17 protein-coding genes are annotated in these 23,910 nt (G+C 63.9%); 3 read left to right on the top strand and 14 right to left on the bottom strand.

Features of this window, described 5'->3' with window-relative positions; translation table 11 throughout:
- Positions 1 to 651: 651 nt before the first annotated feature.
- Entirely contained in the window at positions 652 to 885 is a 234-nt protein-coding gene (locus CA951_RS24745) for a hypothetical protein (RefSeq protein WP_256974054.1), read from the top strand.
- A gap of 660 nt (positions 886 to 1,545) precedes the next feature.
- Here the strand turns inward: CA951_RS24745 and CA951_RS24735 are convergent.
- The 7 genes from CA951_RS24735 to CA951_RS24710 form a co-directional block, all read right to left on the bottom strand.
- Positions 1,546 to 2,241, bottom strand: coding sequence for a zinc-binding dehydrogenase (locus tag CA951_RS24735; RefSeq protein WP_256974053.1), 696 nt, complete (start codon positions 2,239 to 2,241; stop codon positions 1,546 to 1,548).
- 18 nt (positions 2,242 to 2,259) lie between these two features.
- Entirely contained in the window at positions 2,260 to 2,595 is a 336-nt protein-coding gene (locus CA951_RS44445; RefSeq protein WP_256974052.1) for an alcohol dehydrogenase catalytic domain-containing protein, read from the bottom strand.
- Positions 2,596 to 2,659: 64 nt separating this feature from the next.
- The gene (locus tag CA951_RS24730) at positions 2,660 to 4,174 is read right to left on the bottom strand and encodes a sugar ABC transporter ATP-binding protein (protein WP_087559343.1); all 1,515 of its coding nucleotides are present in this window, start codon (positions 4,172 to 4,174) and stop codon (positions 2,660 to 2,662) included.
- Entirely contained in the window at positions 4,171 to 5,277 is a 1,107-nt protein-coding gene (locus CA951_RS24725) for a hypothetical protein (protein WP_087559342.1), read from the bottom strand. The genes CA951_RS24730 and CA951_RS24725 overlap by 4 nt, the downstream gene beginning before the upstream one ends.
- Positions 5,274 to 7,460, bottom strand: a complete 2,187-nt coding sequence (locus CA951_RS24720; RefSeq protein ID WP_087559341.1) for an SMP-30/gluconolactonase/LRE family protein — start codon at positions 7,458 to 7,460, stop codon at positions 5,274 to 5,276. The genes CA951_RS24725 and CA951_RS24720 overlap by 4 nt, the downstream gene beginning before the upstream one ends.
- Before the next feature lie 10 nt (positions 7,461 to 7,470).
- Positions 7,471 to 8,550 (bottom strand): substrate-binding domain-containing protein, encoded by a 1,080-nt coding sequence (locus CA951_RS24715; protein ID WP_087559340.1) that lies wholly within the window; start codon positions 8,548 to 8,550, stop codon positions 7,471 to 7,473.
- 50 nt (positions 8,551 to 8,600) lie between these two features.
- A complete protein-coding gene (locus tag CA951_RS24710) occupies positions 8,601 to 9,614 on the bottom strand; it encodes an ABC transporter permease (RefSeq protein ID WP_087559339.1) in 1,014 nt (337 codons plus the stop codon).
- A gap of 266 nt (positions 9,615 to 9,880) precedes the next feature.
- On the opposite strand from CA951_RS24710, the gene CA951_RS24705 reads away from it, so the two are divergent.
- The gene (locus CA951_RS24705; protein WP_087559338.1) at positions 9,881 to 10,960 is read left to right on the top strand and encodes a LuxR C-terminal-related transcriptional regulator; all 1,080 of its coding nucleotides are present in this window, start codon (positions 9,881 to 9,883) and stop codon (positions 10,958 to 10,960) included.
- A 69-nt stretch (positions 10,961 to 11,029) separates the two neighbouring features.
- On the opposite strand, the gene CA951_RS24700 is transcribed toward CA951_RS24705, so the two are convergent.
- From CA951_RS24700 to CA951_RS24680, 5 genes are all read right to left on the bottom strand, one after another.
- A complete protein-coding gene (locus CA951_RS24700; protein ID WP_087559399.1) occupies positions 11,030 to 12,457 on the bottom strand; it encodes an aldehyde dehydrogenase in 1,428 nt (475 codons plus the stop codon).
- A gap of 249 nt (positions 12,458 to 12,706) precedes the next feature.
- The gene (locus CA951_RS24695; RefSeq protein ID WP_087559337.1) at positions 12,707 to 14,197 is read right to left on the bottom strand and encodes an aldehyde dehydrogenase; all 1,491 of its coding nucleotides are present in this window, start codon (positions 14,195 to 14,197) and stop codon (positions 12,707 to 12,709) included.
- A 62-nt stretch (positions 14,198 to 14,259) separates the two neighbouring features.
- Entirely contained in the window at positions 14,260 to 15,276 is a 1,017-nt protein-coding gene (locus CA951_RS24690; RefSeq protein ID WP_087559336.1) for an alcohol dehydrogenase catalytic domain-containing protein, read from the bottom strand.
- The gene (locus CA951_RS24685; protein WP_087559335.1) at positions 15,276 to 17,234 is read right to left on the bottom strand and encodes a hydantoinase B/oxoprolinase family protein; all 1,959 of its coding nucleotides are present in this window, start codon (positions 17,232 to 17,234) and stop codon (positions 15,276 to 15,278) included. Before CA951_RS24685 ends, CA951_RS24690 begins: the two co-directional genes overlap by 1 nt.
- 2 nt (positions 17,235 to 17,236) lie before the next feature.
- Positions 17,237 to 19,279, bottom strand: a complete 2,043-nt coding sequence (locus CA951_RS24680; RefSeq protein WP_087559334.1) for a hydantoinase/oxoprolinase family protein — start codon at positions 19,277 to 19,279, stop codon at positions 17,237 to 17,239.
- Between the two features lie 436 nt (positions 19,280 to 19,715).
- Here CA951_RS24680 and CA951_RS24670 point away from each other — a divergent pair, with 436 nt between their 5' ends.
- On the top strand, positions 19,716 to 20,696 hold the full coding sequence (locus CA951_RS24670) for an AraC family transcriptional regulator (protein ID WP_087559332.1): 981 nt from the start codon (positions 19,716 to 19,718) through the stop codon (positions 20,694 to 20,696).
- A 260-nt stretch (positions 20,697 to 20,956) separates the two neighbouring features.
- Here the strand turns inward: CA951_RS24670 and CA951_RS24665 are convergent, their stop codons facing one another.
- On the bottom strand, positions 20,957 to 22,384 hold the full coding sequence (locus CA951_RS24665) for an MmgE/PrpD family protein (protein ID WP_087559331.1): 1,428 nt from the start codon (positions 22,382 to 22,384) through the stop codon (positions 20,957 to 20,959).
- Positions 22,385 to 22,418: 34 nt separating this feature from the next.
- Complete coding sequence (locus CA951_RS24660) at positions 22,419 to 23,882, bottom strand: aldehyde dehydrogenase family protein (protein WP_087559330.1); 1,464 nt, start codon at positions 23,880 to 23,882, stop codon at positions 22,419 to 22,421.
- Between the last annotated feature and the right edge of the window lie 28 nt (positions 23,883 to 23,910).

Below are 23,910 nucleotides of genomic sequence, written 5' to 3'. Positions count from 1 at the left end.
TGTCGGGTACACCCCAACCCGACACACCGTGCCAGATGATTCCGCGAAAAGCGCGCCACTCCATCTCCCTCTCGCAGCGCCTCGTTGCCACGGGTCGCGGGCTCAGCGGGTTCATACCCCTTGCGATGATTTGGTACCGCAAAGCGCCCGGGTGGCTTTCGGGCAGGCCGTTCTGGTACGGGATGCCGAGGTGCTCACGCAGAGTGGTGCCCTCGTACTCCGTGCGGAATAGGCCGCGCCGCTGCAGGATCGGCACCACGTGGTCGACGAAGTCCTCGACACGGTCCGCGGCGTCGGGGTGATGTTTGAAGCCGTTTCCCATGCCGGCTTCGAACCCTTGTTGCAGCATGTCGGCAACCTGTTCGGGGGAGCCCACGGCCACCCGGGTGGCAGTCGAGCGGACCGTCCGGCCTCCCTCGCCGGCCAACGGACACGTCAGACTCCTTGTAGGCGGTCAGTTCGCTCCGGTTGGGCCGACACGGTTTCTGCGGATTGGTGGACACGAGAATTCGGCCGTCGCCGCCGCCATCCGATCAGGCCAGTTGTGCGGCGATGATCCGGATCGCATCGAAGAGCAGATCGGTTGCGCCGAAGCGGCGGGGTTACCCCTCACCCTGTGGTGCAGCCCGAGTACTAGCAAGGCAACTTGGAATGATGCAGTCGGAGCCGGTCATCTCCGAGTGCGCCTACAAGGACGGGATCGACTCCGGCGACATGGTGCACGCGTTCAACAAAGCGATCACCGCGTTCGATCTCGGCGAGGGGTTCATCGTGCTCGTCGGACCAGCGCTCGACGCGCCGCTACTGGAGTTCGGCTACATCACCAGCACCGACGCCCCAGGTGATCGTCCACGCCATGAAGCCCGACCAAGCTACCTGAGGTGATGACTATCCCACGCACAACGAAGGACATCCTCGCGCACGCCGACGAACTCGCGAAGCGGTTCGAGGACTACGGACCCCGAGAGGAGGCCGCCGGGATTCGGCCGCGCTCGCCGAGCTGCGTGCCGCGGTGGTTGCCCGCGCCGAAGCCGAGCTCAGCTCGTCGACCACATCGTCGCGGCCCGCAAGCACGGCCTGCCGTGGTCGACGATCGGCACCGAGGTCGGCACCATCCGGAGAGGCGGCCCGCCAGAAGTATGGTCCGCTGCTCACCTCCTGAACCGGCACTCCGATGCGCCGGGTCGATGGTGGGTCCGCCACCGCGCGGTAGCGAAATCCACTGGCTCGGGCGGGGATTGCGCTTGTCCGCAGAACTCGAGCACTTACCAACGGTGCGCCGGAACCGCCGCGAGCCTGGCCGGATGGGCCAGGGCTGCTCGGTGGCGACCCTGGTGAGCGCGAACCGCATTTACCGCGCATGCCCGGACTGCGTCGCGACGTCCGGACCCTGGTCAATACCCGTGATCGGGCAGCTCCCGCTGACACTCGGCTGCCCCGCCCACCACCGCCGGACCCGGCGCCGACGACCTACGCCGCCGCATACCGCGGTCGCCGATGCGTCCGATGCCGCGCCAATCGAGGCCGCACAGTCGACACCGGCGATCAGAATTCGATTACCGCCTTGCCGCCGGTTTGCAGATCGAAGTTTCGGTACGCGTCTACCGCGTCGTCCAGCCGCCAGTGGTCGGTGAATACTTTGTCGACCTCGACACCATGGCGCGCAATGAGTTTCGCACAGTCGGCCTGGCCCACCGTGGAGAAGGTGTACGAGCCCATGATGGTCAGCTGCTTCCGAATCATGTCAGGGCTGACGTCCAGGGTAACCGTGCTACCTTCGCCGACGAAGGCGACGCTGCCCCATTTCGCGGTGGATTTCACGGCCGCCGCGCGCGCGGCGGGCGCCCCCGAGCAGTCCAACGCCTTGAGCACACCCTTGCCGCGTGTGAGTTCCTTGATCGCCACGACCGGGTCGGTTTCGGCCGAGTTGATGGTGTGCACCGCACCGAACTCCAGCGCCCGGGCCACCCGCGCGGCTGCAACGTCCACCGCGATCACCTCGGCGCCCATGGCGGAGGCGAGTTGCACCGCCGCCTGGCCGACCGGTCCCTGCCCGAATACTGCCAGCGAATCCTTCGCGTTCACGTTCAGCCCCACCAGCGCCCCGAAGGCGGTACCGGTGCCGCACGAGATGGCAGCGCCAGCAGCGAAACTCAGCTCATCGGGCAACCGGATCAGGGTGCGAGCGGGCACTTTGATGTAGTCCGCGTGCCCGCCGTGGGCGGTCGCGCCGTAAATCACGTTGCCGCGATCGCACAGTTAAGGCCATCCGGTCCGGCAATTGTCACAGAACCCACACCCGTCGTAGTGGTGCACCATCATCCGGTCACCGATACGGATCACGCTCGGATCGATGGCGGCACCGACCTCGACGACCACTCCGCACGGTTCGTGTCCCCCGATAAACCCGGCGTCGTCACCGGCCATCCCGAACGCGGCGAGCGCCTGCCCAGCAGGTGCCCGGTAGAAATGCAGGTCGCTGCCGCACATCCCGGATGCCTTCATCTCGAGCACCACCTCGTCGGGGCCGGGGTGGGGATCCGGGAAGTCCTGGATCTCGAGCACCCGCTCGCCTTTGAAGATCACTCCACGCATCTGGTACTCCTTCAAATTCTGTCAAGGTTTGGTGTCTGTCACCGAAGTGATTGCCGGACTACCGCTAATGCGCGGCGGCGAACATCAGGCTCTCCTCGTCGGCCTCGTCCGGGAAGAATTCGGCCGCGATGCTGCCCCCGCGGGCGACTAGCACGCGGTCGGAGAGGGCCTGGATCTCTGGGATGTACGACGAAATCACGATCACGGCAACACCTTCGTCGGCGAGGGCGCGGATCATGGCGTGAATCTCGGGGATGGTACCCAGGTCCACACCGCGGGTCGGCTCGTCGATGATCGCCACCCGCGGCTTGCGCGTCAGCCCCTTGGCCAGCACGACTTTCTGCTGGTTTCCGCCGGAGAGCTCCTCCACCACGGCCTTGCTCGGAGCCAAGGTCCGGACTTCGAACTGCTCAACGAATTTCTTCGCGATCGCCCGGCCCAACCTGGGACGGAACAGCAGCGGCAGGCGCAGCGCGCTGCACAGATGCCCGAGGAAGATGTTTTCCGAGATGGTCAGGTGACCGAAGAAGCCGGATGCCTTCCGATCCTCAGTGATGTACACGATCCCAGCTTTCCGAGCGTGCCGTGGGGTGCGGAAACGGACCCGCTCGCCACCCAGCCACACCGTGCCGCCACGCATGCGCCGCCGCTTCACCACACCGCTGATGATTTGCGCGACTTCCGAACGCCCTGCCCCGACCAGACCGTACAAGCCGAGGATCTCGCCGCCGTAGGCGGAGAAGGACATACTGCGAACCGCCGGGAGCAGGGTAAGGTCCTCGACCTGGAGGGCAGGAATGATGTCGGGCCTTCGGCTCGGTGACTTTCTGCCCATCTCGACGGTGCGGCCGACCATCATCTTCACAACCCGGTCGTGACCGAACTCTGAGCGATTCAGGGTGCCCTGGACCACCCCGTCCCGCAAGACGGTAATCCGGTCCGCCTGCTCGAATGCCTCATCCAACATGTGGGTGATGAAAACCACCCCGATGCCGCGACGACGAAGACTCTGCATCGACATGAACAACTGCAGGCGTTCCTCCGGGGTCACCGAAGCGGTGGGCTCGTCCAGGATCACCACTTTGGCATTGCGGTGCACGGCCCGCGCGATCTCCACCATCTGTTTCTGGCCGATGCCCAGCGCACCGGCCTCTGCGTCCGGCCGGATGTGGAAGTTGTGCGACTCGAGCAGTTCGCGGGCAACCACATTCAGAGTCCCGAAGTCGTTGAACACCCGCTCGTCCCCGAGGAACAGATTTTGCGCCACTGTCATGGATTCGACGAGCGAACCCTCCTGGTAGACCATCGCCACCCCGGCTTCGGTGGAGTCCCGCGGCGCGGCGAAGCGCCGCTCGGCACCCTCGACTTCGAGAGTTCCCGCATCTTGGGTGATAGCTCCCGAGATGATCTTCACCATCGTGGACTTGCCGGCGCCGTTCTCACCCAGCAGCGCGTGGATCTCACCAGGCCGCACGTCGAAGTCGACACCCTGAACTGCGAAGGTCCCGCCGTAGCGCTTGCTGACAGCGGCCAGTCGGATAACTGGGGTGATGTCGACACCAGTGCTGTGCTCCGTCATGAGCGCCCCTCCTGTGAAATCTCGTCGGTGTGCAGTCGCAGAACTGAGCCGTGACCCTGCAGTGCGGCCACGACCCGGCCGTCGGCGACGGCCACGCCGGTGACTCCGTGCCGCGGACTGTCCACCCGGGCATGTGCGCTCTCCGCGATGCGCCCGGTGTCGTCGAGCCGGAACACCACGCCACAGGACCTTGTGGGCGCCCAGCTCTTGACCTGACCGAACACCCGCAACTGCCCCATCTGCATCGCTTCGGTGAACAGATTCCCGCTGCGCAACTGCGGAACGAACCACTCCTCCCGATCGATCGTCTCGACCATCTCCGAAAGCAGTGACCGCTCATCGAGAAGCATCTCGGTGATCCGATTCCGCGGGTACGGCGCAACCACCCAGTGGCCATTCGGCACGGCGACGATTCGTCCGGGATACACCGGTAGGTTGGTAGCTATGGATCGGACCGGCTCGCTCGGATCGCTCAGCGATCGGATCTCCAGGCGGTGAGTCAGGCTCGTTGCCACAATCACCTGACCATCACTGCTGAGGGCAATTCCGGATGGCCAGGCCAACCCCTCGGCGACCACAGTGGCAGCGCCGTCCCGCACCCGCACGATCCGTCCCGACGCGTCGCCGGCGAGCAAGGCACGCGCCCAATCGCCGCGCACCTCGGCGGTAGTGGATCCGACCGTGACCAGCAGGTCACCTCCGGATACGCCGGTCAGCGCGGTGACACCGCGTGCGACCGCTGGGTCGGCACACAGGGGAGTCACCACTCCGCTCGCGTCGACCGTGACCAGACCGGTGCCTTCGACGGCCGCGACCACCGCGTTCCCGACCGTCGTGACCGCGGCGATGCGCGCGGCACACCGGGCGAACAACCGGATACCGTCTCGCTCCAAACGCAGCAGCTCACATCCGCTGGAAAGTACGACGGTGCCGTCCGCGGTGACCGTGATGTCGTCCGGAGTGTGCACACCGGCGGCAAGCAGCTCCTCGGCCTCGTCCAGACGCAGGTTCGGGCGGAGGCCGGTCTCCATCCGGGGCACAGAGCGATGCCGCACCCTGTCCGGATTGATCCACTCTTTGACGGTGTCGAGGATCGAACTCATGAGCCCACCTCCGCGGCGGTCCGGGTGCCGAACGTGCCAGGCACCAGATTGGTGTCGATAGTGCCGACCTCGTCGGGGTCGAGCTCGAGCCGGCCCAACCGGTTGTTCGAGACGCCGGCGAAGTAGAGGTAGCCATCCCGCTCGGTCGCGGCTGTCACCATCGGATAGTTCTTCAGGCTCTTGTCCCACTTGACGGCAATGATCTCTCCTTTGTCGGAGAACTTGACGATGCAGGAGACGTTGAGCTGCGGCACCATCCAGTTGTCCAGCGAGACCTCGCGCGTCATCCGCCGCCGCACCTCCGGATAGCGGTTGAGCAGATCCGACATCGGCGTCCGCAACGCGACCAGGGGCATCCAGTAATTTCCGTCCGACGAACGGTGGATGTTGTCCGGATAGCCCGGCAGATTCTCCAGGACCGGCTCGAGCAGGCCCTCTTTCGGGCCGGAGATCCACAGCCGATCGACCCGGCACAATCCCGTGCTGGAGACGAGGATCGATTCGCCGTCGTGCGCGGTGCATACACCGTTCGGGAACACAAAGTTCGAGGCCACGACCTCCGCCTTCCCGTTCGGAGCGATTTTGATCAACCGGCCGTTCGGGCGGAACTCCACCAGTTCCAGGAGGAAGTCGGTGGAATTGTTGCGGATGGAAAAGTCCGAGGCGTAGATCGATCCGTCGGGTGCCACGTCCAGGTCGTCGACAGCACGCAGACCGGAGTCGTCGACCAACGACAACGGGCTCCGTGAGACTCGGTTCGCCACCATCTGCGGTTCCCCGTCGGCGTCGATGCGGTAGACGCCCATGCCGCCGACCGCCACCAGCATCCGTCCCTCCCGGTCCCATGCGTGCCCGCAAGGGAAGCCTCCGGTGCGCGAGAAGATCTCACCCTCGGTGTCGTCCGGTCCCCGGAAGCGCCATACCCAGCCGCGCTGGTCACCGGCGTAGATGTTGCCCTCGGGGTCGACGGCACACGCCTCGGCACCGCGGATCCTGCCAAGTCCCACAGGCGGTGCGTCGGTCAACGCGCAGTTCGGGGTCCACACGGTGCCTGGCGCCGTAACATCGGTCAGCGGGCCGAGTCGCACGCGCGCCGGATCGATCTTGAGCTTCTCCACCGCACGTCGGCGGTACTTTCCCCACTGCAGGTCGAGGATGGTGAAGGCGAGCAGCGCTGCGGCGAGGATCACCGTGTAGTAGTTGAAATCGAGTCCTTCGGCGATGGTTGCCTGCCGGATGACGGCCACGACGATGACACCGACGGTGGCACGCAGGACCGACCCGCGACCGCCCTTGAGGCTGACTCCGCCTAGTACAACCGCGGTAAGCACGATGAGTTCCCAACCGCGTCCGATCGCCGCATCGGTGCGACTCAGCCGGGCGGTGGTCAGGATGGCGGCGCTGCCTGCCATCGACCCGGAAAGCACGTAGGCCCAGAACGTCACCGCGCGCACGGGGATGCCGTTGCGGCGGGCGGACCGACGGTCGGATCCGGTAGCGGTGACCCACCATCCCCAGCGCGAACGAGTGAGCATCACGTGTGCGACCACGAGCACGCACAGGAAAGTGAACCACGCTGTCGGGATGCCAATGATCTTGCCGTAGGGGATGGCGTCCCACACCAGCGCCGGGCGCGCGATCCCAATTTGGGTGGTGTGCGCGTTCTGCAGGGCCACTGCTGCACCACCGAATGCTATGAGCGTTACCAGGGTGGTGATGAACGGCCGCATACGCAGGAAGGCGATGAGATACCCGTTGACCGAACCGAGCAACGCACCGAGAACTACGGTTGCAGGGATCACCCATCCCGGCGGCCAGTACCAGACCCGGTCGGAGATCAGTGCGAACATCGAGCACAGACCGACTATGGAACCGATGGAAAGATCGATGCCGCCGGCGACCAGCACCACCGTCAGACCGATGGCGAGTAATCCCCATTCGGCGACGTCGTCGATGGCGAGCGGTGCGTTCGCGGTGCCCACATCGGTCGTGGCGATCACTGTGAAACACAGCAGCAGTGCCAGCACCAACGGCACCGCGCCCTCCATCCAGCGTTTCTCGAACAGATCGGATACGGCGCGGTAGCGGGCGATCCGATCGAAGGCCCGGCCCCCGGTCATCCGGTAGGCGTCGATTCCCCGGCGAAGCGGATTGGGTCCGCGGCGGAGTGTGGTCGTCGTCATTCGTCGACTCCTAGTTGGACCGGTAGCAGGCGATGGTCGTCTCGTCGGCGGTCTTGCCGTCCACCACGTGGTACGAGACGTAGCCCACGTCGTGGCGGCTCCCCGCGGGCGCGCCGTTGATCAGGAGGTTCTGCACCGCCACCGCGCCTGCAGCCCCGATACCCTGAACGTCGTACGCCGCTGTGGCGGTAACCGTGCCGCGTCTGAGTTCCTCGCAGGTCGCCGAGTTCGCGTCCAGGGTGTAAACCCCGATCGCGGCGGGCTGAATCTGCCTGCGGCTCTCGGCGGCCTTCACCGACTGCCCGACCGATACCGCGTTCAGGTCGAAGGTGACCAGGAAGCCGCACAGATCGTTGCCGTTCTGCTGCATCGCCGCCTCGGCCGCTGCCTGCGCCTTGGAATTGTCGAACTGCGAATGGCTGATCTGTACCTCGTAGCCCTCGTGCTCGGCGACATCCTTGATACCGGCGTTCCACAGCAGGGACGCCGGATCATTGCCCATGCCGTCGATGATCGACAGCTTCTTGGTGGTGCCGCGGGCGTTACAATCCGTGACGGCTCGCTTGGTGATCGCCTGGGCTGCACCGTATACATCGACGCCGACGAACGCGTCGCTGAGCCGGGTGGACATCATGTTCAACACCACGGTGTAGATACCCGCCTGCGCTGCACGTTCAATGACGTTGTCCAACAGTCCCTGCGCCGAACTCTGCAGCACCAGCACATCGGCCTGTTTCCGCGCGATTATGTCGTTGAGGATCGCCAGCATGCGATCGGGGTCGAAGTTCGGATCGTGGATGGTGACCTGGGCTCCGGAGGCCTCGAGCGAGCGTGTGAGCGACGTGCCCCAGTTTTCGGTGAGCTGATACCCCTTGTAGAGCATCGGAACGAATGCAACCCGTTTGCCCTGCATGATGTCCTGTACTTTCTGCCGGGCCGGCAGCAACTCGACGTTGGCGCTGAAGCCCTGCCCGTCTCCTCGCTCACCGCCGGTTCCGGCCTCGGCACCGGTGTTCACTGTGCAGCCGGCGATCATGCCGACTGCCAGCAGCACCGCACCGACACCTGTCCACTTCCTGTGTGATGACATGTGGTTCTCCTACGTTGGGATGATTTTCGGGGAGCGACGCCGGTGCGGCGTCAGAGCTCACCGGACTTATCGGTCTCGTCGTTGCGTGGATGCAGCCAGGCGTCGAAGCCGATGGCGCCGAGCAGAACCGCTCCCCGGATGAGGTCCTGCACCGCGGTGGACAGTCCGTGCATGACCAGCAGGCTGTTCAATATGCCGACGAACAGCGCACCGGCCAGTACTCCGAGGACAGTTCCGCGACCACCCGACAACGAGACACCGCCAATCACCACCACCGTCAACGCGGTGAACAGGATCGGGTCGAACGAGCTGGATGTGGTCTGGATACTGCCCTGGATTGCGACGGTGACGAATCCGGCCAACGCGGCCAGTAGCGCGGACACTACGTAGGTGAGCACCTGCAGAGGACGTACCGGGGCGCCGGAGGACCGGGCAGTGGCGAAGTTGTCGCCCATCGCCCGGATGAGCCGGCCCGGTGTAGTAAAGGTGATGAACAGCCATGCGGCGAGGAAGATGATCGCCGCAATCAGCACTGGCCGCGGAACCGACCAGAACGCGGTACCGCTCAGCTCGGCCAGCACAGAGTCCGCCGGAACCGAGTACACGTTCTGGTCGAGGATCAGTATCCCGATTCCTCCTATCGCCAGCATTCCGGTGGCCAGCGTGACGAACAACGCCGGAACCTCGACAAAGGCGATGATTACACCGTTGACCAATCCGATGAACGCCGCGAGCAAAATCATGGCCCCGACGGCCTCCCACTGTCCCCACCCCTGGTTTATCAGCGCGAGGGTGGCCTGGGCGCAGCCGAGACCGATTCCAGCAATCGACAGGTCGAGGCCCTTCCCGATCACTACGATCGCCTGCCCGACTGCCATGATGCCGAACGCAGCGGAGAGATTGAGGATGGTGCTCAAGTTCCCTGTGGTAAGGAAGTTCTCGGTGGTGGCACCGCCGACAAGTACCAGTACCAAGGTGATCGCCAGGACCAGGTATGCCTGGTCGAACGACCCGATCCTGGCCCGGAGCGAGACCCGGGGTCGCTCGGTAAGGGCTGCGGTCATGTCATCTCCTGGTCTGTGGGTGGGGCGTGGCTCAGCGACAGCTGTTCATCGGTCATGTACGTCTCGGGGTCCGGCGATGGCACACCCTTCGGGTTCTGGCGGGGAGTGAGCTGTGGCGGCCGGAGGGCCAAGTGGTGTCAATCAGTGTGAAGCCAGACACACCGGGCGACATCTGCCGTTGGTTCGATCTTCAGTACGACCTAAGGACGATGTTTTGGATCGCGTATAGTATATTATCTGTGATATGAAACACGCCTTGAGACGACGTGGAGGCCGTGGTCATGCGATCGAGTAATAGCCACCCCGTGCACGACGGCATACTGTCTCCGGACCTGTACGCAGAGGTCCGGTCAATGGGCATGCACGCCGAAGCGGTCCTCGACCGTCCCTTCATCGAACACGGGGTGATGTCCGCAGATTCGGCGAAGCGAATACTCGATCGTGTGTGGACGGTCGCTCTCGGCGAGCTCACCCAGCTTCCGCCCACGACTACTCCTGGCAGAATTAGTTGCTTGACTTCACTGCTCGGCTCCGTCCGCAATCTCGAAAGCCGCGTCAACGAGTCGCGCGTGGCGGCGAGCGTCGAAGTGATGCGGTCGATCCACCGCTCCTTCGTACGATTACAGTCCGCCAAGACAGTCGACGAGTTACTCGGAAGCGCCGCTGAGGAAGTAATCACCATCGGTTTCGACCGCGCCCTGATCTCCACTGTGGAACGCGGGCGCTGGAATCTGCACACGATGGTAATCGAGAAGGACCCTCGTCTCGCCGACGAAATGGTGGCCGCCGGAAGAGAACATCCGCCGACCCTGGACGGCACTCTGGTGGAGTCGGACGTCGTTGACCGTGGTGAACCCGGTCTCGTCTACGACGTACAGGACAACCCCAGGGTGGATCGCACACTCGTGGCGATATCCGGGTGCACGTCCTACGGGGTCGCGCCGATCAACGTGGGCGGGCGGGTCATGGGTTTGGTCCATGCCGACGCCTACTATGCACGTCGTCCAGTCGACAACACCGATCAGTCAATCCTCAACCTTTTCGGCGAGGGTCTCGGCCACGCACTGGCCCGGGCTACCGTGCTGGAACGAGTGTCGGCGCTCACCACCACACTGTCCGACCTCACCGGAGGCGCAGTCTCGCCGACTGTGCACAATTCCTCATACGGTCTGTCCGGCCGCGAAATCGAAGTACTCGAGCGGATGGCAGCCGGCGACAGCAATCGCATGATCGCCCGCCGCCTGACGATCTCCGAAGGCACCGTCAAGACCCACATCACGCATATCCTGCGCAAGCTGGATGCCGGCAACCGCGCCGAAGCAGTGGCGTATTGGCTGCGACGCTGACGCGTGTGCACGGCTCCGAAGCATCCCGAACGACGGTGGAGGCGAGGTCGATCGCCCCCCGCCGCATCGTCACTTGGCGCGGAACAGGGTCTTGTACTCGAGATAGGCGTCGAGCGCCTGTGGGCCGAGCTCGCGCCCCATCCCGCTATTCTTCACCCCACCGAACGGGGTTTCGATCGGCAGTGTCGAGGTATTGATCCCCACGCTTCCGCTCACAATCCGCCGCGCCACCTCGGTGGCCTTCTCACGATCTGCGGAGAACACCCCACCGCCCAGGCCATACTCGGAATCGTTGGCGATCGCCACGGCTTCGTCGACCGTCTCGTACGACATCACTGCCAATACCGGGCCGAAAATCTCCTCACGCGCGATGCGCATGTTGTTGGTGACGTCGGTGAAAATGGTCGGCTCCACGTAATAGCCCCGCTCGAGACCTTCGGGTCGTCCACCACCCAAAACCACAGTGGCGCCCTCCGCGCGGCCGAGGGCAATGTACGACTCGACCCGTTCACGCTGGGGAGCATTGACCAACGGCCCGAACATGTTCACCGGATCGCTGGGATCGCCTTGAGGGATCGAGCTCAGCGTCTCCTTCAGCATTTCGACGATCTCATCGTGACGGGAGAAGGGCACCAGCACTCTGGTCAGTGCGCGGCAGGTCTGGCCGGTGTTCGGCGAGCACGCCGACAATACGAGCGGCCGGAAAACATCGAGGTTGACATCATCCAGAAGAATTCCGGCGGACTTGCCGCCCAGTTCCAGAGTCACGCGCTTGAGTTGAGCTGCACATTCGGCGGCGATTGCCCGACCCGCGCGGGTGGAACCGGTGAATGCAATCTTTCGAACGCCTTGATCGGCAACCAAGGCCGCGCCCGTTTCTCGTCCTCCGGTGACGATGTTGACCACACCGTCGGGAACGTTCGCCTCGGTCAGAATCTGGGCGAGAATGAACGCATCGAGCGATGTCTCCTGCGCCGGCTTGATTACCACCGTGCAGCCCGCCGCCAATGCCGGACCCAGCTTCCAGGCGGTCAATGGCTGCGGACCGTTCCACGGGATGATCGCGCCGACCACGCCGACCGGCTCTCGCCGAACGATCGCATCACCACTGGCGGTTTCCACCAGTTCTTCTGGTTCGAAGGCTTCGGCGAGATCGGCGAAGTAGCGGTAAACCACGGGCACCTGGGACTGCATGGCTCGGGCGATCGAGATCGGCGTTCCGTTCTGCCTGGTGACCAGTGCCGAGATCTCATCCATCCGCAATTCGAAGGCATCGGCGATCGCCCGCAACACGGTCGCGCGTTCGGCGGGGCTCTTCGCCGCCCAGGCCGGGGCGGCCGCTTCGGCTTCTCCGACGGCTGCTGCGATGTCACTGCCGTCACCGTCGGCGATCACCCCGATGACCTCTTCCGTGGCCGGGTCGATCACTGTGATGCGACCAGCGGAGTGTGAGTCCACTAGCTTCCCACCGATAAAATGCTGATGGTGCTCGATCATCATGTGTGGTTACCTCATTCCGGTGAACAGAATCTGGGGTCGTAGCTGTGAAAATCATCGTCGGGCTGTTTGACAGTGAATCTCATCGCTGTGTTGCCGTGCATCTGCCGCTGTTCGTATTGCGCATCGTCCGAAAGGGGGAGTTTGCGCCCGCGCTTCGATGAAGTCAGGCCCGCCGACGGCGCGTGCGTCGGCGGGCCTGACTCCTCGGAAAAATCCGCAGCCTGATCGGACTACACCATTACCCCATCAACCGAGGTTGATGTAGACCGCTTTCGGATAGAGATAGCTTTCGACGTGCTCCTTGGCGCCCTTCCAGCCGTACCCGCTCATTTTTGTGCCGCCGAATCCGACGGCCGGATCGAGTACGCCGTAGCAGTTGACCCATACCGTGCCCGCATTGATTCCGCGTGAGACCTTATGTGCAGTAGCCAAGTTTTGCGTCCACACCCCACCCGCCAGTCCGAAGGGTGTGTCGTTGGCGATGCGCAGCGCGTCTTCGGGTTCATCGAATGGGATCACGGATGCGACGGGACCGAAAATTTCTTCCTGCGCGATCGTCATCTCGTTGGACGCACCCGCGAATACGGTTGGCTCCACGAAGAAGCCGTTCGCAAGTGCTCCACCGAGTCGGCCACCGCCGCTGGCCAACTGAGCGCCTTCGCCTCCGCCGATGTCGATGTAGTTCATGACGCGGTCGAGTTGCCGTTGTGAGATGAGTGGGCCGAGTTGCGTGTTCGGGTCCAGCCCATCTCCGACCTTGATCGTTTTCGTGAATTGTGTCATTCGCTCCACGAATTCGTCGTGGATCGAGCGCTGAACGAGTATGCGTGTACCGGCGACGCATACCTGGCCGCTGTTGGTGTACACGCCCATGGACGCACCGGGAACGGCCTTGTCCAGATCGGCATCCGCGAAAATGATGTCCGGTGATTTGCCTCCCAGTTCCAACTGGAGACGCTTGAGGTTGCCTGCAGAGGCTCGGACGATCGACTGGGCTGTGCCGATGGACCCCGTGAACGCGATTCGGTCTATGTCCTTGTGTTCCGCCAATGCCTGTCCCGCGTCTCGACCGAATCCGGTCACGACGTTGATCACGCCGTCGGGTAGACCGGCTTCCGACATCAACTCCGCCACGCGTAGCACCGACAGTGATGCGTCTTCGGCGGGCTTGAGGACCGCGGTACAACCGGTGGCGAGCGCCGGCCCGAAGATCCACCACAGACCGATCAACGGCCCATTCCAGGGGATGATTCCACCCACCACACCTACAGGGGCAAGACTTCGCAGTGTGAGAAAATCACCTGGCAGCGAGTTCTCCGGAGTCGCTACGGTTCCGGCGCCACACTGTGAAGCGAAAAAGTGCAGAACTTGCGATGTCCACTCTGCGAGCCCCTTCGTTCGCGACAGCGGAGCACCCATGTCGAGGGTTTCGATCAGAGCCAGTTCCTCGAAGTTCTCCAGAACGAGATCGTGAATCCTCAACATCAACTTGCGGCGCTGATGCGGGGTCCACCGGCTCCACTCACCTTCGAACGCCGACCGCGCCGCCGATACTGCGAGATCGATGTCGGTGCTGTCACTTGCTGCGATCTCGCACATCTTTCCGCCGGTAGCGGGATTGACGACATCTATTGTTCTTCCGGATGTAGCGTCGACCCACCTTCCACCGATCAGGTTCTTCTTTCTACCCGCGATGAAGTCGGGCCGGGGAGGTGAAAGCACTTCTTGTGTAGTCATAATGACTCCTTCTTGGTCTACCGCGATCGCTCGTGATGTCGCGTGCGTACGGACGGGACGTATCAGTCGAACTCGAAGACACCCTTGCCCGCGTCTTGCTTGGCGAACCACTCGTAGGCCTCGGCTGCCTGATCGATCGTCCAACGGTGCGAATACAGGTCGTCGACCGGCAGGTTGTGGGAGACCACGTAGTCGGCGCAGCGCGCTTGTTCGATGGACGACATGGTCCACGAGGTCATGACCGTCCACTGCTTCTTGTATACGGCCTGCGTCGTGAATTCCACGTCACCGGGCAATCCTGAGAAACATGCCCGGCCGAATGTCCCCAGCACGCTGAAAGCGTCTTTGGTCGCCCGCCCAGACGTCTCCATCACGACATCAGCCAAACGCCCACCGGTGTAGTCACTGACAACGTCGAACAACGATTCCTCACGAGAGTTCACGACGACGTCCGCACCGAAGTGTTTCGCGCGCTCCAACCGCGTCGCATCGATGTCCACGCCGATTACGGTCGCACCCATGGACGCCGCGAACATCGTGGCGGAAAGTCCGACTGGACCCTGGCCGATAACAACGGTGACGGTGTCACTGACTCCGCCGAGTCGCTTGATCGCACCCCAGGCAGTTCCTGTACCGCACCCGATCGCCGCGCCGGCTTTGAAGGACAGTTCGCTGGGCAGCGGCAGTATCGAAGTAACCGGTACGACTGCGAACGGTGCATGTCCCCCGTTGACGTGGACAGCCATCGTCTTGCCTTGACCTGTTTCACACATCTGTGGCCAGCCTGCGCGACAGCGCCTGCACATACCGCAACCGAAGTAGTGGTGGATCATGACGCGGTCGCCGACGGTTGCGGCGGTGGGCGCGACACCTTCACCGATTGCGTAGATCTCTCCGCACGGCTCGTGTCCCTGGATTACAGAGTGGTCGAAATCGAAATTGCCGTGATAAAAGTGCAGATCCGATCCACACATCCCCGAGGCCCGGATCTTGACGACCACCTCGCCGGGGCCGGGTGTCGGCTCCGGCACGTCCCCCAGCACGGTAGTGCCATCACCCGGAAACAGTACGCTTTTCATCACTGTGCCTTTCCACGGAGCGCATCGGTACCGGCAACGTCGATCCGCAGACCTTCCGGGTCGTTGCGTGGGTCACCGACGACGACGACGCCGTATTGTGTTGCAGCAGCCTCGATGCTGACGTACTCGTTGCGTACGTCGGCCAGTACTCGTTCGGGGTCTCGAGCGAAGGGATCACCCCAACCCCCACCTCCGTTCGTCAAACAGCGCAGGATGGTGTTCGGTGCGGTCGTCCACACCTGCTGACGTGCGAAATAGTTATACTCGCCGTTTTCGGGGTCGAGCGCATGCGTCGACGGATCGAGAACGCCGGCGACCGGTTCGCTGTGTTCGTAGGCGCTGTCCGCGGTATCGACGAGGCCTTGCACCGGGGCACCGGTCGTCGGTGGAAATAGCCACATCGCCCCGTTCGGTCCTGCATCGCCCCCGTTGGCGCCGACACCACTCGGCTTCTTCGTCCGGAAAGGCGACAAATAGTGCTGGCCGGCAGTCAGCCATAAGGTGTCTTTCAGATTCGCCGCTCCACCTCGGAACGTACCCGCGCCACCCGTGTCGATCGCGTGCTCTTTCCGCAGAACGACGACCGGTGAGTCGTGTTCGATCGTTTCGGTTGCCGGGTCGAGGTTGTTGAGGGTCAGCAGCACGGTGTAGCTGTCGCCGTCACCGGCCTTCGATGCACCCCACGGACCGTGCTCCCCTCCACATTGGGTCGCGCTCGTCCATGGTGTGCCGTCCGGCCGCACGCCCGAGGCATTGTGGGTATTGGTGGAACCGTAGTCTCCCCCCACACCCTGCACTCCGAGAACAGGATTGAGCGCATCGAAGATTGCCGATGCGATCGCGCCCGAGGCCTCCCAGAACATCATGATGCCGCCGTCCGGGGGCAGCGAGGAGACGATAGTCCCAGCGGGAGCGGCGATGTCGATGTTTCGCCAGGTTCCGGATGTGAACGGAACCTTCGGATCCAGCAGGATGGTCAAGGCGACACCCACCGCAGTCTTTGCATCGAGTACCCCGCAGTTTATGCATGTCCGCGCTTGAGCCGAGGTCCCTGACAGATCGACCTCGATATCATCTCCTCGTTTGCGCACCAGCACGCGGACCGTGTAGTCGAGGGTGTCGTCCAATCCGTCCGCATCGATCAGCGCAGACCCGGCGTAGTCGCCGTCGGGAACGCGTCCGATAGCGTCGCGCATCCGTTCGGCCGACGTGTCGCACGAATAGTCGAGTGTCCCGAGGTAGGAGTCGAGTCCGTAGCGGTCGATGTTTTCCAGGATCAACCGCTCCCCGAGCTTCAGTTGCTGATAGATGCTCTTGAAGTCCGGGAGCAGCATTCCCCCCCATCGGGTGTTGTCGAAGATCAGGCTGAAGGTGGATCGGACCGGCTTGTCTTCCGACCACAACAACATCGGTGGGATGACGAGGCCATTCTCGTAGACGTTCGACTTGGTGGCCGAAAATCCGCCCGGTACCGTGCCACCCATGTCCAACTGGTGGGCGCACAGGTTGACGTAGGACACGATCTTTCCGTCCACGAAGACCGGGCGCGTGAACGCGACATCGTTGACGTGCCTGCCTCCGCGGTACGGGTCGTTGCAGATCAGAACATCTCCGGGGCGCAGATTTTCGGGGCCGTACTCCTCGACGGCGTTGCGAACCGCGTCACCCATGGTTCCCAGGAAGACGACGAGGCTGTTGCTCACGACGGCCATCGGGTAGTCCCGGTCCGCCGGGCCACTGATGGTGCACGCGAAGTCGTACCAATCGCGGATGATCGGAGAGAACGCCTCTCGCATGAAACCGGTGGACATATGCTCTACGGCGTATCGCAGCCGGTTCAAGATTACGGATGCGCTGAAGCGGTCGCACCCGTAGGTGTCCTTGAATTCGCTGTCGCTGAGGTCGCGAAGTCGCCGAGTCGATTCCGGCGACACGGCCGGGACGGTCAGAGTGGACATAGCTATTTCCTCCGAATGATCAGTTCGCCGTACTCGCCGACGGTCGCCTGCTGGCCGGCGCCCACATGGGTGGTGGACAGTCCCTCGTCGATGATGGTCGGGCCGGGAAGCACATCACCCGCGCGCAGCGTCGACCGCTCGTATACGTGGGCCTCCTGAGCACCGTCGCCGCCCCCATCGATGTCGCCGAGGAAACGCAGTGTGGTTGTGCGCACCGGCATCAGGGGCTCGTCGGCTCGGCGAACGGGGACATGTGGGAACTCGATTTTCGACGTCTCGACCACGGCGCGTATCCGAAATGTCACGCCTTCGACCGGCATGGCCTCGAAACGGTTGCCGGAACGACTCTCATACGTGTCGTGGAACGAGGTCACCATCGTCGCTACGGCGTCTGCGTCGATCACGCCGTCGGGTACCGGCACGAACGGTGTATCCCAACTTTGACCGACGAGATGCGCGTCCATGCTGCGGAGGAAGGTCACCGCGGTGGTATCACCTACCTGTTCGCGGAGCTGAGTCTCCATTTCGGTGAACACCGCGTCGATCGACGGTGCCTCGTCCGGCGACAGCAGCAGGTATGCGCTTCGGTTGACCGTGAACACCTGGTCGGCGGCCAGCAGACCGATAGCCGAGAACAGACCGGGATTCGGCGGCACGATCACCTGCTTGCAATGCACGGTGTCGAGAACGGCGGGTAACAACATCGGTCCGGCTGCACCGAAGGCGACGAGACTGTAGTCACGCGGGTCGACGCCGTTCTTGATGGCGACATTGAACACGCCTTCGGCCATGTTGTTGACCGCCATCTCGTACGCGTAGCGGACTCGCTGTGCGAGGCTGAAGTCGGTGTCGAGCCCTTCGAACGCACGCTCGGAGGCCGTGATGTCAAGATCGAGTTCACCGCCGGCAAAACCTTCCGGTTCGATGATTCCGATCATCAGACACGTGTCTGTGGTCGTGGGTACGGTACCGCCGCGCCCGTAGCACGCGGGGCCCGGCTGTGCCCGTGCACTGTCGGGACCAACCAGAATTTCCCCGGACTGGCCGATCGCGACGATGCTTCCGCCACCGGCGCCGATGCTGGAGATGTCGTTGGCGAGTGCGTTGACGACCAGATCGTGTTCCAGTTCGAAACTGGTGTTGACGAACGGAGCCCCGCCCGTTACTACGCTGATGTCGCACGAGGTTCCGCCGACATCGGCACACAGTAGGTCGGTTTCACCGATGAGGTCGCCGAAGTGAGCGCATGCGACTGTGCCTGCGGCCGGTCCCGAGAACACGATCCTGAACGGCAGGTCCATTGCGCGCGAGGCGGGAACGAGGGTTGCCGCGCAGTCTGCAAAGTTGAGTTGTCCGGTGAAGCCGAGTTCGGTCAACCCTTCTCCCAAGCTCGCCGAGTACTTGGTGTAAATGATTTTCATCAAGGTGTCGATCACGGTCGTCGATGCGCGTGCGTACTCTTTGGCGAGGGGCGACACCTCACTGGAGATGGAGCACGGGACGTCGCCGAGCACCTCGGTGACCAGCTCGCGTAGCCGGATTTCGTGGACGGGGTTGACGTACGCGTTGATGAGGCAGATCGCCACCCCGGTCACATCGCACCTGCGCAGAACTTCCAGCTCCGCACGGGCCTGCTCCTCGTCCAATTCGAAAAGCACGCTTCCATCGGAAGTGAGCCTTTCGCGGATGCCTCGGCGGAGGTAGCGATCGACGATCGGCCTCGATGCGTCGCCGAAACTGCGGCGCCAATGCGGATCGAGTATCGCTTCCGTGGGTCGCCAGACCCGTCCCATGTCGAGAATGTCGCGATGTCCCTCGGTGGTCAAGAAACCGATTTTGGGTAGCTTTCGAGTGATGACCGCGTTGAGGCCGTGGGTGCTGGCGTGGTTGAAGACGGCCGAGCCTTCGACTCCGAGCAGCTGCGCGCCCTTGAGCACCGGTCCTGCGACCTCTGTGTAGTCGGTAGACACCTTGGTGGTCAGAATCTTGCCGTCGCGCCATGCGACGACATCGGTGAAGGTGCCCCCTACGTCGACTGCAATCATATTGTCGTACTCCTCGATGGTTGGCGATTAAACGAGATCGGCGAGCAGCTGGATGTGTCCAAGACGCGACCACCGCTCACGCTCGACGGAATGGAGACAGTTCTGACACTTGACGACGTGGAGCCAGCCGGTCTCGGCGACGACGGGATACGCGCGCAGCTTCTCCTGCCCGCATCGGGGGCACGCCCCTTCTCTCGGGATCCTGTCGACTTCAAGCCGTGGGGCTTCGTGCGTGGGTTCTGACATTGATCGAGTCCTCCTGTGGCAGCGACGGTCTAGTCGCAGAACGCTGATTCACAACGTTAAGCAGGAGAGATGCGGGTCACAATCCTCAGAGCGAAGCCGCGGTGTCCACGATGCGAAGGTGGCGCATTCCGCTGGTAAGGCATAATATATTTACTAGGTGTGATACGGGTCACCACAGGAAGGAAGGGTCTTGCTACAGGTAGCAGCGGCGTCGAGCCTCCAAAAGTTTCGAACCGGCGATGCCGACGTCGCCCACAGACACGTAGCCACGACCTTTGCGAACCACGAGTTGGAATTGGACGATCGGCAGCCGGTCGACTTTCGTCTCGACACGATTTCGCCGGGACGCCTGACGCTGGGTCGCATGTCCTACGGGGCGGCGGCCATTCTCAACGGTCCCCCGATGCAATCCTGCTATCACGTCAACTTCTTGATAGAGGGCAGCAGTGTCGTCGAGCAGCGGGGCGTCCGGAGGAACTTGGATGCGAGGCGAGATGGCGTTGTCTTCGTACCCGATGCGCCCGTGATGATCAATTGGAGCGCGGACGCAACGCAATATCATCTGAAGCTGCCCATCGACACGCTGGAGACCCATGCGGGTACGTTGCTCGGCCGACCGGAGAAGCAGGAAGTCAGCTTCGACTTGACCTTCGATACGGCTGCTGGAACAGGTAGGTCGCTCCTCGCCGCCGTGAAGTTCCTCTACCGAGAACTCGCGCGTGAGGGAGGGATAGCCACGATGCCTCTCGCACGTCACGACTTCGAATCGTCGCTCATGACCCAACTGCTGCTCACCGTTCCGAATCAGCTGACAGAAGCACTGGTCGGGCCGTCCCCGCGCGCTGGGTCGCCAACGGTGCGCCACCTGATCGACTTCATCGACGCACACCCCGACGAGGCTATTACGACCGCCGACCTTGCCGCCAAGGCAGGCGTGACCGCACGGGCCTTGCAACTCGGATTTCAGCAGGCCGTTGGAATGCCGCCCAGTGAGTACGTACGTTCGGTGCGGCTCGATCGAGTCCGCACCGATTTGGCGACGGGTCGATCGGAATCGGTGAGCGCTTCTGCCGCACGGTGGGGGTTTTTCCACCTCGGAAGGTTCGCCCGGCAGTACCGCGCAAAGTTCGGCGAATTACCCTCCGAGACACTGAACCGCTCGAAAAGGTGATCGGAGAACGGAACGGCCGGAAGCAGCTGGGTGGTGAGGCAGGTCGTACCGTGCCGTGCCGGTGAATTCCGTTACAAGCCATACATTTCGGCGAACAATACGTCGTGGGGGGTGAATTGACTCCGAGGGAACTCGGGGCTGCACGAGCATGCACCCGCCGGCAGAGGGAGCCCGGGTGAAGACTGTAACGAGTGCCTGCACAGAACCGCGCCGCTCTCGCGGTCGAATCTCCAACAAGAGCGGCGCAGTATTCCATCCGATCAGTCAGCGGAGTTGGGCTGCAGTCGGTTCAGGATCGTCGAGATGTCGTCGACGTTCTCGAGGTCGTACACAGCCTCGACGACGGCGGCCGCGTCTGCGTCGCTCACGACGCCGTCGACGTTGTGCCGGAATTTCGCGATCAGTTCGTCGTCGGTCATGTAGGTGACCGGGTCGGGGGACGGACTGCCCTTGGGATAGCCGCGTTCACCGGAGAACGTGGTGCCCCGGGCGTGGACCTCGACGCGCGAGCGGCGCGCGGCCGGGTTGCTCGCCAGCGCCGCCGTGTAGTCGGGGTGTTCCTGGAAGGTCGTCTTCGTGGTGAGCGCGAGGACGGACGGATCGAGGACCGCTTCCGGTGTCTGCCAGTCCTTTCCGGGGGGAATCCGGTGGGCGGCGAGGGCGAGGCCGTGGGTCATGCTGAACTGGGCGTCGCGCGGATTGCGGATGGTCTCGTTGACCCACACGGGCTGCATCACGAAGCTCTCACCCCAGGCGTCGATGGCGTCGATCTCGCCGGGCGCGAGGTCGTTGGCCTCGACGATCTCGGTGAGGGCGTCGAACAGCGCGTGCATCACCCGGCAGTGGGGGTAGGGCTTGAACGACTGGAACGGGGTGAAGGTCCACTCCGTCCCCAAGCCTGCCGTGATCGGCGCCGGCTCCCAACGCGAGGTCCCGATGAACCGGGGGAAGCCGTACTCGCGGTCGTCGAGCATCTGGCGATCGCCGGTGTGCCCGAGTTCGGCCAGGTTCGCGGCCGTCACCGCGGACAGGGCCATACCCCCCGCGAGCTGGTACTTGATGGTGGTCGACGGCGCGTGCATCATCCACGCGCGCTGGGTGTTGGTGGGCATCGTCGAGCCCATGATGCCGAGCGCATCGGCCAGCGTCTCGCCGGAGAACCCCTTGATCACGCCGATCGCGGCCGCCGCACCGAACAGCGTGCTGCTGTAGCCGATGACCTTGGGGATCGTGACCACACCGTCTTTGATGTCGCGCAGATAGTCGGTGGCCTTGCCGATGCGGTACGACATCTCGTGCGCCACCGCTATCGCCGTGAGCAGCCGCTCACCCGAGGAGTGCAGGGCCTCGGCGGTCGCCAGCGCACCGGGGACGACGTACGGCGTGACGTGACCGGGCGGCAGCACCGCGTCTTGGTCGAGCGCGTTGACCAGTTCGGCGTTGGCGAACGCCGCACCCGGCACCGACGTTTTCGTGCCCGTCCCGAGGATCGACGCCGAGCCTTCCGAACCGCCCAGGATCCGGCCGTACTCGACCCCTCGTTGCGCACCCGCGTCGCCGAGCGATGCCACCGCGCAGCCGAGGGTGTCCAGCAGAATGCGCTTGGACTCGGAAACCACGTCCTCCGGAAGTGACCGCCCGTCGGCGCCGGCGGCGAAATCCGCGAGGTGTTCGACAATTGTTGGCATCAGGTTCGTCCTCTTTTTTGTTTCTGTGATGGGGTTACAGGGGCCACTGGAGGTGTTTGACTTCGAAGAACTCGCGGAGGCCTTCCTCGCCGCCCTCGCGGCCGATGCCGCTGTGCCCGGGCCCGCCCCACGGGGCGTCGGCCCGCATCCCGCCGCCGCCGTTGATGGTGACGGTCCCCGACCGCAGCCGCCGCGCGAACGCCAGCGCCTCCGCGGTCGGACCCCACACGTTGGCGTTGAGGGCGTACCGGCCACCGTTGGCCATCCGCACCGCCTCGTCCAGATCGGTGTACGGCATCACCACCGCGACCGGGGCGAACAGTTCCTCCTGCGCGATCTCCGCCTCGTTCGTCACCCCGGTCACCAGGGTCGGCTCCAGGAAGAACCCGTCGTCGAGACCGGCCGGTCTGCCGCCCCCGACCGGCACTCGGGCACCGTGCTCCACGGCCCGCGCCAGGAACCCCTCCACGTTCACCCGATGCTCGTCGGTGATCAACGGCCCCAGCACCGTGCCCGGCTGGTGCGGGTCACCGACCGTCAGGCCCTGCAGGAACTCCGCCGACCGCTCGACGTACTCGTCGAACTCGGACTGGGGTACCAGGGTGCGGGTCGTCGCCCCACACGCCTGACCACTGTTGCGGGTGAATCGCAACGCCGACGCGGGCACCGCCGCCGCGAGGTCGGTGCCCGGCAGCACGATGTTCGGGGACTTGCCGCCGAGTTCGAGAACGACCTTCTTCAGCGTCGGTGCGGCAAGAGTGAGGATCTTGCTGCCGACGGCGGCGGACCCGGTGAACGTCACCATGTCGACCTCCGGGGCGGCGACCACCTGCGCGGTCACCTCCGGCGGCCCGAACACCAGGTTGACCGCGCCCGGCGGGAATCCCGCCTCCTCGATCAGCCGCACGATCGCGGCCGTCAGCAGCACGGCCTTCGGTGAGGTGACCAGCACGGTCGAGCACCCCGACGCCAGCGCGGGTCCGAGTTTGTACGCGCACATCATCACCGGGACGTTGTAGGCGACGATCGCGGCGACCACCCCGGCCGGATCCCGCACCAGCATGCTGTTCGAGGTGATCGGGTCGTGATGCAGCGGAAGCGGCTGCTCGTACCCGTCCCGCGGCCCGCGGGCGGCGGCGTCGGCGAACCACCGGAAGAACCGCACCGGCAGATCCACGTGCAACGTCGCGGCGCTGCTGACCGGGGTGCCGATCTCGGTGGCGGCGAGGTCGACGATCCGGTCCCGGTCCCGCTCGAGCAGATCCGCCAGCCGGTGCAACAGAACGCCGCGTTCACCCGGTGTGAGGCGACTCCACGGGCCGCCGTCGAACGCCTCCCTGGCCGCGGACACCGCCGCCGCGACCTGCCCGCTGCTCGTCGCCGGGGTCAGCGCCAGCTGCCTGCCGGTCGTCGGGTTGACCGAGGCGAACGGCTCCCCCTCACCGGCGAGCCACCGCCCGCCGATATGGCATTCGGCCTCGACTATCGCTGCGGTCATGACAATGAACCTCTGTCTCTCGATCTGG

It is taken from the genome of Rhodococcus sp. NCIMB 12038, from assembly GCF_002165735.1.
GTDB lineage: Bacteria > Actinomycetota > Actinomycetes > Mycobacteriales > Mycobacteriaceae > Rhodococcus_F.
The sequence above is the reverse complement of the archived record's forward strand: the minus strand, read 5'-3'. Positions and strand labels throughout refer to the sequence as shown.